The organism is Streptomyces subrutilus, from assembly GCF_008704535.1.
In the GTDB taxonomy this organism is placed as follows: Bacteria; Actinomycetota; Actinomycetes; order Streptomycetales; family Streptomycetaceae; genus Streptomyces; species Streptomyces subrutilus.
Genome location: NZ_CP023701.1, coordinates 4,643,412 through 4,657,669, shown reverse-complemented (window position 1 = coordinate 4,657,669; position 14,258 = coordinate 4,643,412). Strand labels below are relative to the sequence as shown.

Sequence of the window (14,258 nt, the reverse complement as noted above, 5' to 3'; positions counted from 1 at the left end):
AACATGGTCCCGGGCCCGGCCCGTCGGCGTCCCCCGGCACGATCCGGGAGGGACGGCCTAGCTGTGCGTGCGCAGCAGCGAGCGCATCGTCCGCATGGCCACCGACAGGTTGGCCAGGTCGAAGTCGTCCGAGCCCCGGATCTCGTCCAGGGTGGTCCGGGCCCGCCCGATGATCGCCGCGTTCCGCTCCTCCCACGCCCGGAAGCGCTCCTCGGGGGTCGAGCTGCCGTTGCCCACCGTCAGCACGTCGGCGGTCAGCGCCGCGTGCGCCGCGAACAGGTCCTCGCGGATGGAGGCGCGGGCCATCGACTGCCAGCGGTCGGACCGCGGGAGTTCGATGATCCGGTCCATCAGCTGGGTGATGTCGAGACGGTCGGCGAGGTCGTAGTACACCTCGGCGACGTCCAGCGGGGCCACACCGGTGCGGTCCGCGATGGCGACGATGTCGAGCGTCGGGAAGGCCGAGGAGAAGCCGGCCACCTTGGCCGCCAGTTCCTCCGGCACGCCCTCGCCGACCAGCTCGTCCATGATCGACCGGTACCAGTCCAGGTCGGCGCCGCGCACCAGCTTCGGCAGCTCGGCCCAGAGGTTCCCGACCCGCTCGCCGAAGAACTCGATCGTCTCGGTGATCTCCAGCGGCTGCGGCCGGTTGTTCAGCAGCCAGCGCGTACCGCGCTCGACCAGCCGCCGCGAGTGCAGCCGGATCCGGGTCTGGACGCTGGCCGCGACCTTGTTGTCGAGGTCCTCGACCGCCTCCCACACCCCGGCCAGGCCGAAGATCTCGCGGGCCGCGAGCTGCGCGCGCACGATCTCCTCCGTGGACGCCCCGGTCTCCTCCCGCAGCCGGTGCAGGAAGGTCGTGCCGCCGGTGTTGACGGTGTCGTTGACCAGGATCGTCGTGGTGATCTCCCGGCGCAGCGCGTGCGCCTCGACCTGCTCGGGGAACTGCTCGCGCAGGGGCGCCGGGAAGTACGCGAAGAGCAGGCGCCGCAGGTACGGGTCGTCCGGCAGACCGGTCGCGATCAGCTCGTCCGCCACCGTGATCTTGGTGTAGGCGAACAGGACGGCCAGCTCCGGCTGGGTCAGGCCCTTGCCGTTGCCGAGCAGTTCGCGGATCTGCCGGTCGGCGGGCAGGAACTCCAGCTCGCGGTTGAGCAGGCCCTCCGACTCCAGGCGGCGCATGAAGCGCTGCTGGGCGTGGAGGAGGCTGGGGGCCTGGGCGGCTCCGTTGGCCAGGGCGGTGTTCTGCGCGTAGTTGTTGCGCAGCACCAGGCCGCCGACCTCGTCGGTCATCGCGGCGAGCAGCTTGTTGCGCTGCTTGACGGTCATGTCCCCGTCGGTGACCACCGAGTTCAGCAGGATCTTGATGTTCACCTCGTGGTCGGAGGTGTCCACGCCGGCGCTGTTGTCGATGGCGTCGGTGTTGATCTTGCCGCCCTCGCCGCCGGCCCCGGTCCGGGCGAACTCGATGCGGCCGAGCTGGGTCAGGCCCAGGTTGCCGCCCTCGCCGATGACGCGGGCCCGCACGTCGGAGCCGTCGACGCGGATGGCGTCGTTGGCCTTGTCGCCGACGTCCGCGTGGGTCTCGGAGGTCGCCTTGACGTACGTGCCGATGCCGCCGTTCCACAGCAGGTCCACCGGCGAGCGCAGGATGGCCCGCATCAGGTCGGCCGGGGTCATCTTGGTGACGCCCGCCTCGATCCCGAGGGCCGCGCGGACCTGCGCGTTGACCGGGATGGCCTTCGCGGTGCGCGGGTGGACGCCGCCGCCCGCCGAGAGCAGCGCGGTGTCGTAGTCGGCCCACGAGGAGCGCGGCAGGTCGAACAGGCGCCGGCGCTCCGCGTACGAGGTGGCCGCGTCCGGGTTCGGGTCGATGAAGATGTGCCGGTGGTCGAAGGCGGCGACCAGACGGATGTGCTCGGAGAGCAGCATGCCGTTGCCGAAGACGTCGCCGGACATGTCGCCGACGCCGACGACCGTGAAGTCCTCGGTCTGGGTGTCGTGGCCCAGCTCGCGGAAGTGCCGCTTGACGGACTCCCACGCGCCGCGGGCGGTGATGCCCATGCCCTTGTGGTCGTAGCCGGCCGAGCCGCCCGAGGCGAAGGCGTCACCGAGCCAGAACCCGTACGCCTCCGCGACCCCGTTGGCGATGTCGGAGAAGGTCGCGGTGCCCTTGTCGGCGGCGACGACGAGGTAGGTGTCGTCCTCGTCGTGGCGCACCACGCCGGTCGGCGGCACGACCTCGCCGGCGACCATGTTGTCGGTGATGTCGAGCAGCGCCGAGATGAAGATCTTGTACGAGGCGATGCCCTCGGCGAGCCAGGCGTCGCGGTCCACCGACGGGTCGGGCAGGTTCTTGGCGACGAAGCCGCCCTTGGCGCCGACCGGCACGATGACGGTGTTCTTGACCATCTGCGCCTTGACCAGGCCGAGGATCTCCGTACGGAAGTCCTCGCGCCGGTCGGACCAGCGCAGACCGCCGCGGGCGACCTTGCCGAAGCGCAGGTGGACGCCTTCGACGCGCGGCGAGTACACCCAGATCTCGAAGGCCGGGCGGGGCGCCGGGAGGTCCGGGATGGCCTGCGGGTCGAACTTCATCGACACGTAGGCGTGCTGCTCGCCCGCGTCGTTGAGCTGGAAGAAGTTGGTGCGCAGGGTGGCCTTGATGAGAGTGAGGAAGGCGCGCAGGATGCGGTCCTCGTCGAGCGACGCGACCTGGTCCAGGGCCCCGTCCAGCTCCTCCAGCATGGCGTCGACGAGCTCGCTGCCGGCGGTCTGCCGGGCGGGCGACATCCGGGCCTCGAAGAGGGAGACCAGCAGCCGGGTGGTGTGGACGTTGGTGCGGAGGGTGTCCTCCATGTAGTCCTGGCTGAAGGTGGAGCCGGCCTGGCGCAGGTACTTGGCGTACGCGCGCAGGACGACGGCCTGCCGCCAGGTCAGCCCGGCGCCGAGCACCAGAGTGTTGAAGTTGTCGTTCTCCGCGTCGCCCTGCCAGACCGCGGCGAAGGCGTCCTGGAACCGCTCGCGGGCGTCGTCGCCGAGGTAGGCGTCGCCGTTCTGGGCGGACAGGGGCATCCGCAGGCCGAAGTCGTAGATCCAGGCGCTGACCCGGTCGGAGCGGCGCAGCTCGTACGGGCGCTCGTCGGTGACCTCGACGCCCAGGCGCTGGAGCACCGGCAGGACCGCGGAGAGCGAGACCTGCTCGCCGGTGCGGTAGATCTTGAACCGGCGTTCGCCGGGGCCCGCGCCGACCGGCTCGTACAGCGAGAGCGCGAACTCGCGGTCGCTGGCGGAGAGCCGCTCCAGGTGGCAGAGGTCGGCGACGGCCGCACGCGGCGAGTGGTCGGCCTTGTAGCCCTCGGGGAAGGAGGTGCCGTAGCGGCGCAGCAGCTCGGCGGCGCGCTCCTCGCCCAGCTCGGCGACCAGGGCCTCGGCGAAGCCGTCGGCCCAGGAGCGGGCGGCGTCGACCAGGCGGCCCTCGATGCGCTCGACGTCGGCGTCGGTGAGCACGGGCAGGTCCTTGCCCTGCGGGACGCGGACGACGAAGTGGATGCGGGAGAGGATCGACTCGGTGTTCCAGGCGGTGAAGTCGACGCTGTTGCCGTCGAGTTCCTCCTTGAGGATGTCGATCAGGCGCAGCCGGACGCCGGTGGTGTAGCGGTCGCGCGGCAGGTAGACGAGGGCCGAGTAGTAGCGGCCGTACTCGTCCTGGCGCAGGTACAGCCGCAGCCGGCGGCGCTCCTGGAGGTACAGGACGGAGGTGACGATGGCCTGGAGCTGGTCGACGGGGGTCTGGAACAGCTCGTCGCGCGGGTAGGTCTCCAGGATCTGGAGCAGGTCGCGGCCGTCGTGGCTGCTCGGGGCGAAGCCGGCGCCGTCGAGGACCTCGACCACCTTGCGGCGGATGACCGGGACGCGGCGCACGGACTCGGTGTACGCGGCGGAGGAGAACAGGCCGAGGAAGCGGCGCTCGCCCACCACGTTGCCGTCGGCGTCGAACTTCTTGACGCCGACGTAGTCGAGGTAGGACGGGCGGTGCACGGTCGAGCGGCTGTTGGCCTTGGTCAGCACCAGCAGGCGGTGCTCGCGGGCCTTGGCGCGGGCGTCGGCCGGCAGCCGGTTGAAGGAGGGCGAGACGGGGTGGCCGTCCTCCTTGTCGCTGTGCAGCGGGTCGGAGCGCAGGATGCCGAGACCGGTGCCGGGCACGGCGGTCAGGGAGTCGGCGTCGACCAGGTCGTACTCGCGGTAGCCGAGGAAGGTGAAGTGGTCGTCGGCGAGCCAGCGCAGCAGCTCGCGGGCCTCTTCGAGCTCGAACTCGCGCAGGTCGGGCGCGGTGGGCTCGTTCGGGAGCTCTTCGGCGATGCGCAGCGCGGCGTCGCGCATCTTCTCCCAGTCCTCGACGGACTCGCGCACGTCGGACAGGACGCGCAGCAGGTCGCCGGTGATCTGCTTGAGGTCGGCGCGGTCGGTCTCGCGGTCGATCTCGACGTGGATCCAGGACTCGACGAGCGAGTCGTGGGGGCGCGCGGTGCGGGGGCCGTGGGCGTCGCAGTCGGGGCCGAGGATCTCGATGAGCCGGCCGGTGACGTCGCGGCGGACGACGACCTGCGGGTGGATCACGACGTGGATGCCGCGGCTCTGGCGGGACAGCTCGTTGGTCACCGAGTCGACGAGGAACGGCATGTCGTCGGTGACCACCTCGACGACCGAGTGGCTGGAGGTCCAGCCGTTCTCCTCGACCGTGGGGGTGTGCACGCGCACGTTGGCGGTGCCCTGCGGCCGGTTCTCGGCGAGCCGGTAGTGCGAGAGCGCGGCCCCGAACACGTCGACCGGATCCCGGTCCAAGAGGTCCTCGGGGGCGGTGTGCAGGTAGTAGCGCTGGAGGTAGGCGAGAACGGTGTCCCGGTCCGCTCCCTGCTCGGACCCAGTCGGAAGTAGCCCCCCGGCCGGGCTGTTCTCAGCTACCCGGGCCGCCCTCGTGAGCAGCTCGGCCTTTGCTTCGTCCAGCTTGGTCTGCATGTCCTCTGGCTCCTGTCGCGCGCCATTGCGTGACGTAGGTGAAGGAAGGAATGACACAGCGCCGCGATGGGGCGGGATGTCCGTCCGTAAACGAGATCGACGCTATGTCGTCGAGAGAGCCGACCGGGATGGTTTCAGCCATGATCGCCGAATCCCGGCGGCGGGGACCAGCGATGGCCCGGGCACCGTAGTGCGCCGGGCTGGGTCCGGGGGCTTCGGCGCCCCCGCGGACTATCGCGCTGATCACGGGTACAAGGCTATCCCCACCCACCCCCGACCCGTCATGAGCTGTATGTGTACAAATCCGGGGGTGGAACTTTGACACTCTGGACAGCGACGTGGCGCGCTGCGCGTGCCCGTCGCTATCCGGCCAGCTCGCGAGCTGTCCGTACGGCGTCCGCCAGCGTGTCCACGACGGGGACACCGGCTGATTCCAGACTGCTGCGGCTGTGCGAACCGCCCGTGTAGAGCACGGCCCGGGCGCCCACGTGGGCGGCCGCGAGGGCGTCGTCCACGGCGTCACCGATGAGGACCGTACGCGCGGCGGTGACGCCCGTCCCGTCCAGGGCGGCCAGGTGGCGTACGAGATGTACGGCCTTGCTGGTGTGCGAGGGACCGATCCGCCCGTCCACGCGCAGGAAGTGCCGGTCGATCCCGTGCGACCGCACCAGCGGGACGAGCTTCTCGTGCGGCGCGAGGGACAGCAGGGACTGCGTCAGCCCGGCCCGCACCCAGTCCTGGAGCAGCTCCGCGGCCCCTTCGGCGAGTCCGGCGCCCTCGGCGGCGGCCCAGTAGTGCCGGTGGAAGGCGTCGTCCATGACGAGCCACTCCGCCTCGGTGGGCATCCGGCCCATGAGCCGCTCGTAGAAGCGGGGCACGGGCACGACGTAGGTGTCGCGGTAGGTGGCCAGGGTGATCGGCGGGAAGCCGAGCTCGGCGAAGGAGGCGTTCGTGGCGGCCATGACGGCGTCGATGTCGTGCAGCAGCGTGCCGTTCCAGTCCCACACGAGGTGCGTCGGACGGGAGGACACGGCGGGGGCCGCGGCGTCTGCGGCCTCTGCGGCGTCCGGGATGCTCGCGGTGTCCGGGGTCGCGGCCGTCACTTCAGCAGCCCCTCGATCTCCTGCACCCCGAACCACAGCAGCTCGTGGTCCTCGGCGCCGTCCACGGTGAAGCGGGCGTCGTCGTCCCCGGCATCGGCCGCGGCGAGGGCCGCCGCGGCCGCCTCGACGTCCTCGCGGGCGTCGTCGGCGTCGACGTGCACCGCGGCGGCCACGGCGAGCCGTACGGCGTCGGCGAGGGCGACCTGGCCGAGGGTGGCCTCGTCGATGCCGGGGGTGGCGGTGGCCGCTTCGTCCGCGACGTCGAGGGCGAGGACGACGCGGCGGCGGGGCGCGTCCGGGTCGGCGGCGAGCAGCCGCAGCGAGGCGGCGGCGGCCCGGCCGAGGGCCGCGTACTCCAGCTCCTCGATGTCGTCCGACACGTACCACTCGCGGAGCCCGGGGGTGACGGCGTACGCGCGCAGCGGGGCGGGGCCCAGCTCGCCCGCCTTGTGCGCCTCGGCGAGCCCGGGGAGGGTGAGGGGGACGTACACGCGCATGGCCGGCTGCTTTCGGTAGTCGGAAACGCCCCCAGGATACGACCGGAGCCCCGGCCGGCGCCCGCCCCCGTACCGGTCCGCCCGGGCGGCGGGCTCAGCTCCGCCGCCGGTCCGCCCGGGTGACGGCCCGGTCCCCCTTCGGGGCGGCGCCGCGGACCCGGGGGCCGTCCACCCCGCTCCGCGGTCCGCCGCGGGGTCGGCGGCGGGTCGGCGCCCGCCCGGGGGCCGCGCACTCGGATAGGTGAACCGGGCCGGGGGCCGGGGCGGGGGCCGGGCGCGGTTGCGGAGCGTGTCCGGCGGCCGTAGAAGATCACCATCACGTTACCGCTCGGTACGCTCCGGGCCCGGCCCGTACGGGGGCAGATCGCGATGGACACCACCACGACGCGCGACGGCACGACCGGCAACGACGGCGGCCGCCGCCGGCCCGCCGGCCCGTCCCGCACCCGCCCCGCGGGCCGCCGCGACCCGCGCCGGCCCGGCGGCGCACCGCCGCGGACCCCGCGCCAGGGCCCCCACCACTGGTTCGCCGAACGCCTGCTGGCCGTGGTCAGCGGCCGCCGCCCGGTCCACTCGCTGCTCGGCCACACCGTCGGCCCGGCCTACCAGCAGCTCGTCGGCCTCGCGCCCACCGACCCGGCGGCCGGCCGGCCCAGCCCGGTCGTCCGCCAGTGCGGCCGCTTCACCCCGGGGCCGGGCGTCATCGAGGCCTTCGCCCGCATCGCCACCGGCGACCGGCTGACCGCGATGGCCTTCCGCCTCGAACAGGGCCCGGACCTGCGCTGGCGCTGCGCGGCCGTCGAGATCCGCGGCCCCCGGCCGTGAACCGACGCGGCCGGGGCCGGACACCGCGTACGGTGCCCGGCCCCGGCCGGCGCTCAACCCCCGCTACGGGGCTACTTCTTGCGGCGGCGGCCGCCCGACGTCTTCTGCGCCTTGCGCCGCTCGGCCCGGGTCAGGCCGTCCCCGTCGACGGAGGCGCCCTCGTTCTCGAAGTCGCCCTCGATCACGCCGCCCTCGCCGTCCACGGTCGGCGCCGAGAAGTGCAGCCGGTCCGGCCGCTGCGGGGCGTCCAGCCCCTTCGCCCGGATCTCCGGGCGCGCGGCGCCCGGCTCCTTCGTCAGCGACGGCCCCGCGTCCTGCACCGGGACCTCCTCGACCTGCTGCTCGACCTGGACCTCCAGGTTGAACAGGTAGCCGACGGACTCCTCCTTGATGCCGTCCTGCATGGCGTTGAACATGTCGAAGCCCTCGCGCTGGTATTCGACCAGCGGGTCCTTCTGGGCCATCGCCCGCAGGCCGATGCCCTCCTGCAGGTAGTCCATCTCGTACAGGTGCTCGCGCCACTTGCGGTCCAGCACCGACAGCACCACGCGCCGCTCCAGCTCGCGCATGATGTCGGAGCCGAGCGTGGCCTCGCGGGCCTCGTACTGCTCGTGGATGTCGTCCTTGACGGACTCCGCGATGAACTCGGCGGTGATGCCCGCGCGGTCGCCCGCGGCCTCCTCCAGCTCGTCCACGGTGACCTTGATCGGGTAGAGCTGCTTGAAGGCGCCCCACAGCCGGTCGAGGTCCCACTCCTCGGCGAAGCCCTCGACCGTCTCGGCCGCGATGTAGGCGTCGATCGTGTCGTCCATCATGTGGCGCACCTGCTCCTGCAGGTCCTCGCCCTCCAGGACGCGGCGGCGCTCGCTGTAGATGACCTCGCGCTGCCGGCTGAGCACCTCGTCGTACTTCAGGACGTTCTTGCGCGTCTCGAAGTTCTGGGTCTCGACCTGCGACTGGGCCGACGCGATGGCGCGCGTCACCATCTTGTTCTCGATCGGCACGTCGTCCGGCACGTTGGCCATGGCCATGACGCGCTCGACCATCTGCGCCTTGAACAGCCGCATCAGGTCGTCGCCGAGCGACAGGTAGAAACGGGACTCGCCCGGGTCGCCCTGACGGCCGGAGCGGCCGCGCAGCTGGTTGTCGATGCGGCGCGACTCGTGGCGCTCGGTCCCCAGCACGTACAGCCCGCCGAGGTCCTTGACCTCCTCGAACTCCGCCTTCACGGCCGCTTCGGCCCGGGTGAGCGCGGAGGGCAGGGCCTGCGCCCACTCCTCGATGTGCTCCTCCGGGTCCAGGCCCTGCTGGCGCAGCTCGGCCTCGGCCAGGTCGTCCGGGTTGCCGCCGAGCTTGATGTCGGTACCGCGGCCGGCCATGTTCGTGGCGACGGTGACGGCGCCGCGGCGGCCGGCCTGGGCGACGATCGTCGCCTCCCGGTCGTGCTGCTTGGCGTTGAGCACCTCGTGCGGGATGCCGCGCTTGGACAGCTGCTGGGAGAGGTACTCGGACTTCTCGACCGACGTCGTACCGACGAGGATCGGCTGGCCCTTCTCGTGCTTCTCCGCGATGTCGTCGACGACGGCGGCGAACTTCGCGACCTCGGTCCGGTAGATCAGGTCCGGCTGGTCCTTGCGGACCATGTCGCGGTTGGTCGGGATCGGGACCACGCCGAGCTTGTAGATCTGGTGGAACTCGGCGGCCTCGGTCATGGCCGTACCGGTCATGCCCGACAGCTTCGAGTAGAGGCGGAAGAAGTTCTGCAGGGTGATCGTGGCGAGGGTCTGGTTCTCGTCCTTGATGTCCACCCCCTCCTTCGCCTCGATCGCCTGGTGCATGCCCTCGTTGTAGCGGCGGCCGGCCAGGATGCGGCCCGTGTGCTCGTCGACGATCATGACTTCGCCGTCGATGACGACGTAGTCCTTGTCCTTCTTGAACAGTTCCTTCGCCTTGATGGCGTTGTTGAGGTAGCCGACGAGCGGGGTGTTCACCGACTCGTAGAGGTTCTCGATGCCGAGCCAGTCCTCGACCTTGGCGACGCCGGTCTCGTGGATGGCGACGGTGCGCTTCTTCTCGTCGACCTCGTAGTCGCCGGTCTCCTCGATGCCCTTCAGCGGCTGGCCGGGCTCGCCCTTGGTCAGGCGCGTCACCAGCTTCGCGAAGTCGCCGTACCACTTCGTGGCCTGGTCGGCCGGGCCCGAGATGATCAGCGGGGTGCGGGCCTCGTCGACGAGGATGGAGTCGACCTCGTCGACCACGGCGAAGTTGTGGCCGCGCTGGACCAGCTCCTCCTGGGACCACGCCATGTTGTCGCGCAGGTAGTCGAAGCCGAACTCGTTGTTCGTGCCGTAGGTGATGTCGCAGCCGTACTGGGCGCGGCGCTGCGCGGGCGACATGTTCGCCAGGATGCAGCCGACCTCCAGGCCGAGGAACTTGTGCACCCGGCCCATCAGCTCGGAGTCGCGCTCGGCGAGGTAGTCGTTCACCGTGATCAGGTGGACGCCCTTGCCCGACAGCGCGTTCAGGTACGCGGGCAGCGTGCCGACGAGGGTCTTGCCCTCACCGGTCTTCATCTCGGCGACGTAGCCGAGGTGCAGCGCGGCGCCGCCCATGATCTGGACGTCGTAGTGGCGCTGGCCGAGGACCCGCTTGCCGGCCTCGCGTACGGTCGCGAAGGCCTCGGGGAGCAGGTCGTCCAGGCTCTCGCCGTCCTGGAAGCGCTGCTTGTACTCGTCGGTGAGAGCACGCAACTCGGCGTCGGAGAGGTTGACGAAGTCCTCTTCGATGGAGTTGACCTGGTCCGCGATGCGGTGCAGTTTGCGCAGGATCTTGCCTTCGCCTGCACGCATGAGCTTGTTGAAGACGGACACCGAGGTTTGTCTCCTTGCCGGTCGGGCCTGGGCACTGTACATGCACGGGCACGGCAGGTGGGCCCCACCGCAACGGCCATCGTAAGCGAGGACGTGGTCGCGCCGGGAGGTCCGCCGTATCCGCAGGGCACGGGTGCCCGGAATGACAACGTACGAGGCGGCCCCAAGGTGCCGCCCCGTGCGAAATCCGTTTCGTTCCGGTGGCCCGGGGCCGTGAGAATCCCCCCATGGAGCCCACCACACTGACCACCGACCGCCTCGCCCTGCGACCCTTCGGCCCGGCCGACGAGGACGAGGTGTACGCGGCCGCGCAGGACCCCGACATCCAGCGCTGGACGATGGTCCCCTCCCCGTACGAGCGCGAGCACGCGCGGAGCTTCGTGGCCGAGCTGGTCCCCGAGGGCTGGCGCGAGGACACCGGCTACGGCTTCGGTGTCCGGCTCGGCCCGGTCGGCCCGCTGGTCGCTGCCGTCAGCGTGCACGTCCGCGGCGCGGGCGGCTACGAGATCGGCTACTGGACGGTCCGGGAGCACCGCGGCTTCGGCTACATGACCGAGGCGGTGGAGGCGGTGGCCCGCTGGGCCTTCACCGCGCTGCACGCCGCACGGCTGGAGTGGCGCGCCGAGGTCGGCAACGAGGGCTCCCGCGCCGTCGCCGCCAAGGCCGGCTTCCGCTTCGAGGGCACCCTGCGGGCGGCCCTGCTCGTCAAGGGCACGGCCCGCGACTGCTGGATCGGCGGCCTGCTGCCCGAGGACCTCGGCCTGCCCTCCGCCCTGCCCTACCTGCCCCGGCCGGCCGACGCGTGACCCGGACCGGGTCCCGTGCTGTCGGCGGGGCGCCCTAGGCTGCGGACCATGACGAGCCTGCCGCCGCCGACCGAGTCCCTGTCCGCAGCCGAGGCCCGCAGGATCGCCCTGCGCGCCCAGGGGTTCCTCGGGGCGCCCGACCGGCGCGGCGGGGTCCGCGGGGTGCTGCGGCACCTGGGCGCCGTACAGCTGGACACCATCTCCGTCCTGGCCCGCTCGCACGAGCTGGTCCCGTACGCCCGGCTGGGCGCGGTGGGCCGCTCCGCGGTGGAGGAGGCGTACTGGAGCGACCGGCACGCCTTCGAGTACTGGTCGCACGCGGCCTGCATCCTGCCGATCGAGGAATGGCCGCATTTCGCCTTCCGGCGCCGTGCCCGGCGGGCCCGCGGACACCGCTGGCACATCCTCCGGGACAAGGAGCGCTCCACCCGGGCGGTCCTGGACCGGCTGCGCGCCGACGGCCCGTTGACCTCGACGGAGCTGGGCGGCGCCAAGAACGGCGGCGAGTGGTTCGAGTGGTCCGAGACCAAGATCGCGGTGGAGTGGCTGCTCGACACCGGCGAGGTGGTGTGCGGCCGGCGGCGCGGCTGGAAGAGGGTCTACGACCTGCCCGAGCGGGCCGTCCCCGACGCCCTGCTCCACGACGACCTCGACGACCGGGAGTGCACGCGCCGGCTGGTGGCCCTGGCCGGGCGGTCGCTGGGCGTCGGCACCCGCGCGGACCTCGCGGACTACCACCGGCTCAGGGGCGACCAGGTGGACGCGGTGATCGCGGACTCCGGGCTGGTCCCGGTCGAGGTCGAGGGCTGGGCGAAGCCCGCCTGGGCCGACCCGGCGGCGCTCGCGACGGTCCCCCGCGGCCGCCACCGCACCACGCTGCTCTCCCCGTTCGACTCCCTGGTCTGGGACCGCCCGCGCACCGAGCGGGTCTTCGGCTTCACGCACCGGCTGGAGGCGTACGTCCCCAAGCCCAAGCGGATCCACGGGTACTTCGCGATGCCGCTGCTCGCCGGCGGGCTGCTGCGGGGCCGCGTCGACCCGGGCCGCGAGGGCGCCACCCTGGTCGCCCGGCAGCTCTCGCTGGAGAGCCCCGCGGCGGCCGGCGCCATGGCCGAGGCCCTGTGGGAGGCCGCGCGGTGGGTGGGGTGCGAGGACGTGCGCGTCGAGCGCGCCGCCTCCCCGGCGCAGGCGGCGGCCGTCACGGCCGAACTCGCCGCGCGCCGCCCCTAGCACGCGGCGGTCCCGGACGCCGGGGCCTGAGGGCTGAGGGCTGAGGCCCGGGGCTAGCGGATTTCGAGGATCTTCTCGCGCATCGCGTAGACCACGGCCTCCATCCTGGAGTGCAGCTGCAGCTTCTCCAGGATGTTGCGGACGTGGTTCTTCACCGTGTTCTCGGAGATGAACAACTCCTTGGCGATGTCCCGGTTGTTCATACCGGTGGCCACCAGCTTGAGGACCTCCAGCTCCCGGTCCGTCAGCCGCGGCGCCGGCACCAGCCGGCGCTCGTCGGTGCGCTGGATCATCGACTTGAACTCGGTCAGCAGCTTCGACGCCATCGACGGGCTGATCTGCGACTGTCCGTCCGCGACCGCGCGGATGGCGGTGGCCACCTCGTCCGTCGAGATCTCCTTCAGGAGGTAGCCCGTCGCGCCCGCCTTGATCGCGTCGTAGAGGTCGGCCTCCTCGTCGCTGATCGTCAGCATGATGATCTTCGCGGAGGGAGCCACCTCCTTGATGGAGGTGCACGCCTCGATCCCGCCGCGCCGGGGCATCCGCACGTCCATCAGCACGATGTCCGGCAGCAGGTCGGCCGCCTTGTCCACGGCCTCGGCCCCGTCCCCGGCCTCGCCGACGACCTGGATGTCCTCCTCCTGCGCGAGGACGATCTCCAGCCCGCGCCGGAAGAGGGCGTGGTCGTCGACGACCAGCACCCGGATGGGTTCGCGGGCCGGCTCGGCGGCCTCGTCCGACCCACGGCAGCCCGCGCCGTCGTCGCCGCGCCCCGGCCCGAAGCTGTCCGCCATCGTTCCTCCCCCTGCATGTGCCGAGCTGCTGGGCCAACCCGGTGCGGTCCGACGCCGGTTGGCTGCCCGCCATGATTCCATGCCCGCACCGCGCCGCGGTGAGCCAACGGTGGCCGGGTGGCGCATACCCGTCATACGTCTGCCCCCGCCGGCCGCCGTGAGCGGCCCGCGGGGGCAGACGAAGGAGTGGGCTCAGCCGCCCAGCGCACCGCCGGCGCCCGCACCCGGCTCGTCCGAGCTCGAAGCACCGTCGGGGTTCAGGTGGATGATGCCGTAGTCGTAGGCGTGACGCCGGTAGACGACGCTCGGCATCTTGGAGTCGGAGTCGACGAACAGGTAGAAGTCGTGGCCGACCAGCTCCATCTCGTAGAGAGCCTGGTCCAGCGACATCGGCGACGCCGAGTGGGTCTTCTCGCGGACGATCAGCGGGCCTTCGCCCTGCACTTCCAGCGATCCGATCCGGGTGGTCGGAACCCCGTCCGTCCGTTCCTCGCCGACGGGCTCGCCGTTGCCGTTCAGGGTGGCGGCGTCCGGCACCACGTCGGCGACCTCCGCGGCCGAAATGCGCCCGCTGCCGCGGCGGGTGTTGCGCTTGTCGTGCTGCTTGCGCAGCCGGGCCTCCAGCTTGTCCTGAGCGAGGTCCAGCGCCGCGTACGGGTCGGCTGCCGCGGCCTCGGCACGGATCACCGGGCCCCGCGAGTGCAGAGTGATCTCCACGCGGTCGGAACGGTCGGCCTGCCGCGGGTTGTGCTCCTTGGACACCTCGACGTCCAAGCTGATCACCTTGGCGTCGAGCCTCTGGATCCGCTCCGGATTCAGCTTCTCGGCCACGTGCTTGCGGAACCGGTCGGGCACCTCGGTCTTGCGGCCCTTGACGACGATGTCCACGCAGAACTCCGTTCCCGGATGACTCCGCCCCACGGGGCGAAGCGTCTCCCTTTCGCACCAGACTCCGGTGAACACCGGAGCCTCGGACTTGGCGACTTTCACCTCCTCCTCCCCCATCGGCAAGATCTACACCCCACCGACTTCGGAGTCGAGAGACAGCCTCCTGACACGAAGCATTCCGAAACGTGCGATCCGATGCGTGGGGCCCAAGGCTCGCCATTTCCTC

At 71.7% G+C, this 14,258-nt stretch carries 9 protein-coding genes; 3 read left to right on the top strand and 6 right to left on the bottom strand.

Going from position 1 to position 14,258, the window contains the following annotated elements; genetic code table 11:
* Positions 1–57 precede the first annotated feature (57 nt).
* The 3 genes from CP968_RS20440 to CP968_RS20430 all read right to left on the bottom strand — a co-directional run bounded on the left by CP968_RS20440 (position 58) and on the right by CP968_RS20430 (position 6,619).
* Positions 58–5,019 carry an NAD-glutamate dehydrogenase gene (locus CP968_RS20440; RefSeq protein WP_150519378.1) on the bottom strand — a complete coding sequence of 1,654 codons (4,962 nt, stop codon included), beginning with the start codon at positions 5,017–5,019 and terminating at the stop codon, positions 58–60.
* A gap of 362 nt (positions 5,020–5,381) precedes the next feature.
* Complete coding sequence (locus tag CP968_RS20435; RefSeq protein WP_150522024.1) at positions 5,382–6,050, bottom strand: HAD family hydrolase; 669 nt, start codon at positions 6,048–6,050, stop codon at positions 5,382–5,384.
* Positions 6,051–6,118: 68 nt separating this feature from the next.
* Positions 6,119–6,619 (bottom strand): DUF6912 family protein, encoded by a 501-nt coding sequence (locus CP968_RS20430; protein WP_150519377.1) that lies wholly within the window; start codon positions 6,617–6,619, stop codon positions 6,119–6,121.
* Between the two features lie 369 nt (positions 6,620–6,988).
* Here CP968_RS20430 and CP968_RS20425 point away from each other — a divergent pair, with 369 nt between their 5' ends.
* The gene (locus CP968_RS20425) at positions 6,989–7,444 is read left to right on the top strand and encodes an Rv3235 family protein (protein WP_150519376.1); all 456 of its coding nucleotides are present in this window, start codon (positions 6,989–6,991) and stop codon (positions 7,442–7,444) included.
* Positions 7,445–7,515: 71 nt separating this feature from the next.
* Here CP968_RS20425 and secA read toward each other — a convergent pair whose 3' ends face one another.
* Complete coding sequence (gene secA / locus CP968_RS20420) at positions 7,516–10,314, bottom strand: preprotein translocase subunit SecA (protein WP_150519375.1); 2,799 nt, start codon at positions 10,312–10,314, stop codon at positions 7,516–7,518.
* 227 nt (positions 10,315–10,541) lie between these two features.
* Between secA and CP968_RS20415 the strand changes: the two genes are divergently transcribed.
* Positions 10,542–11,120: a GNAT family N-acetyltransferase gene (locus tag CP968_RS20415; RefSeq protein WP_150519374.1), complete on the top strand. Its 579-nt coding sequence runs from the start codon at positions 10,542–10,544 to the stop codon at positions 11,118–11,120.
* A gap of 48 nt (positions 11,121–11,168) precedes the next feature.
* On the top strand, positions 11,169–12,350 hold the full coding sequence (locus CP968_RS20410) for a winged helix-turn-helix domain-containing protein (RefSeq protein WP_150519373.1): 1,182 nt from the start codon (positions 11,169–11,171) through the stop codon (positions 12,348–12,350).
* 53 nt (positions 12,351–12,403) lie between these two features.
* On the opposite strand, the gene CP968_RS20405 is transcribed toward CP968_RS20410, so the two are convergent.
* Together CP968_RS20405 and hpf are read right to left on the bottom strand one after the other, a co-directional pair.
* Positions 12,404–13,144, bottom strand: a complete 741-nt coding sequence (locus CP968_RS20405; protein ID WP_150519372.1) for a response regulator — start codon at positions 13,142–13,144, stop codon at positions 12,404–12,406.
* A 192-nt stretch (positions 13,145–13,336) separates the two neighbouring features.
* The gene (gene hpf / locus CP968_RS20400; RefSeq protein WP_373304085.1) at positions 13,337–14,032 is read right to left on the bottom strand and encodes a ribosome hibernation-promoting factor, HPF/YfiA family; all 696 of its coding nucleotides are present in this window, start codon (positions 14,030–14,032) and stop codon (positions 13,337–13,339) included.
* Positions 14,033–14,258 lie beyond the last annotated feature (226 nt).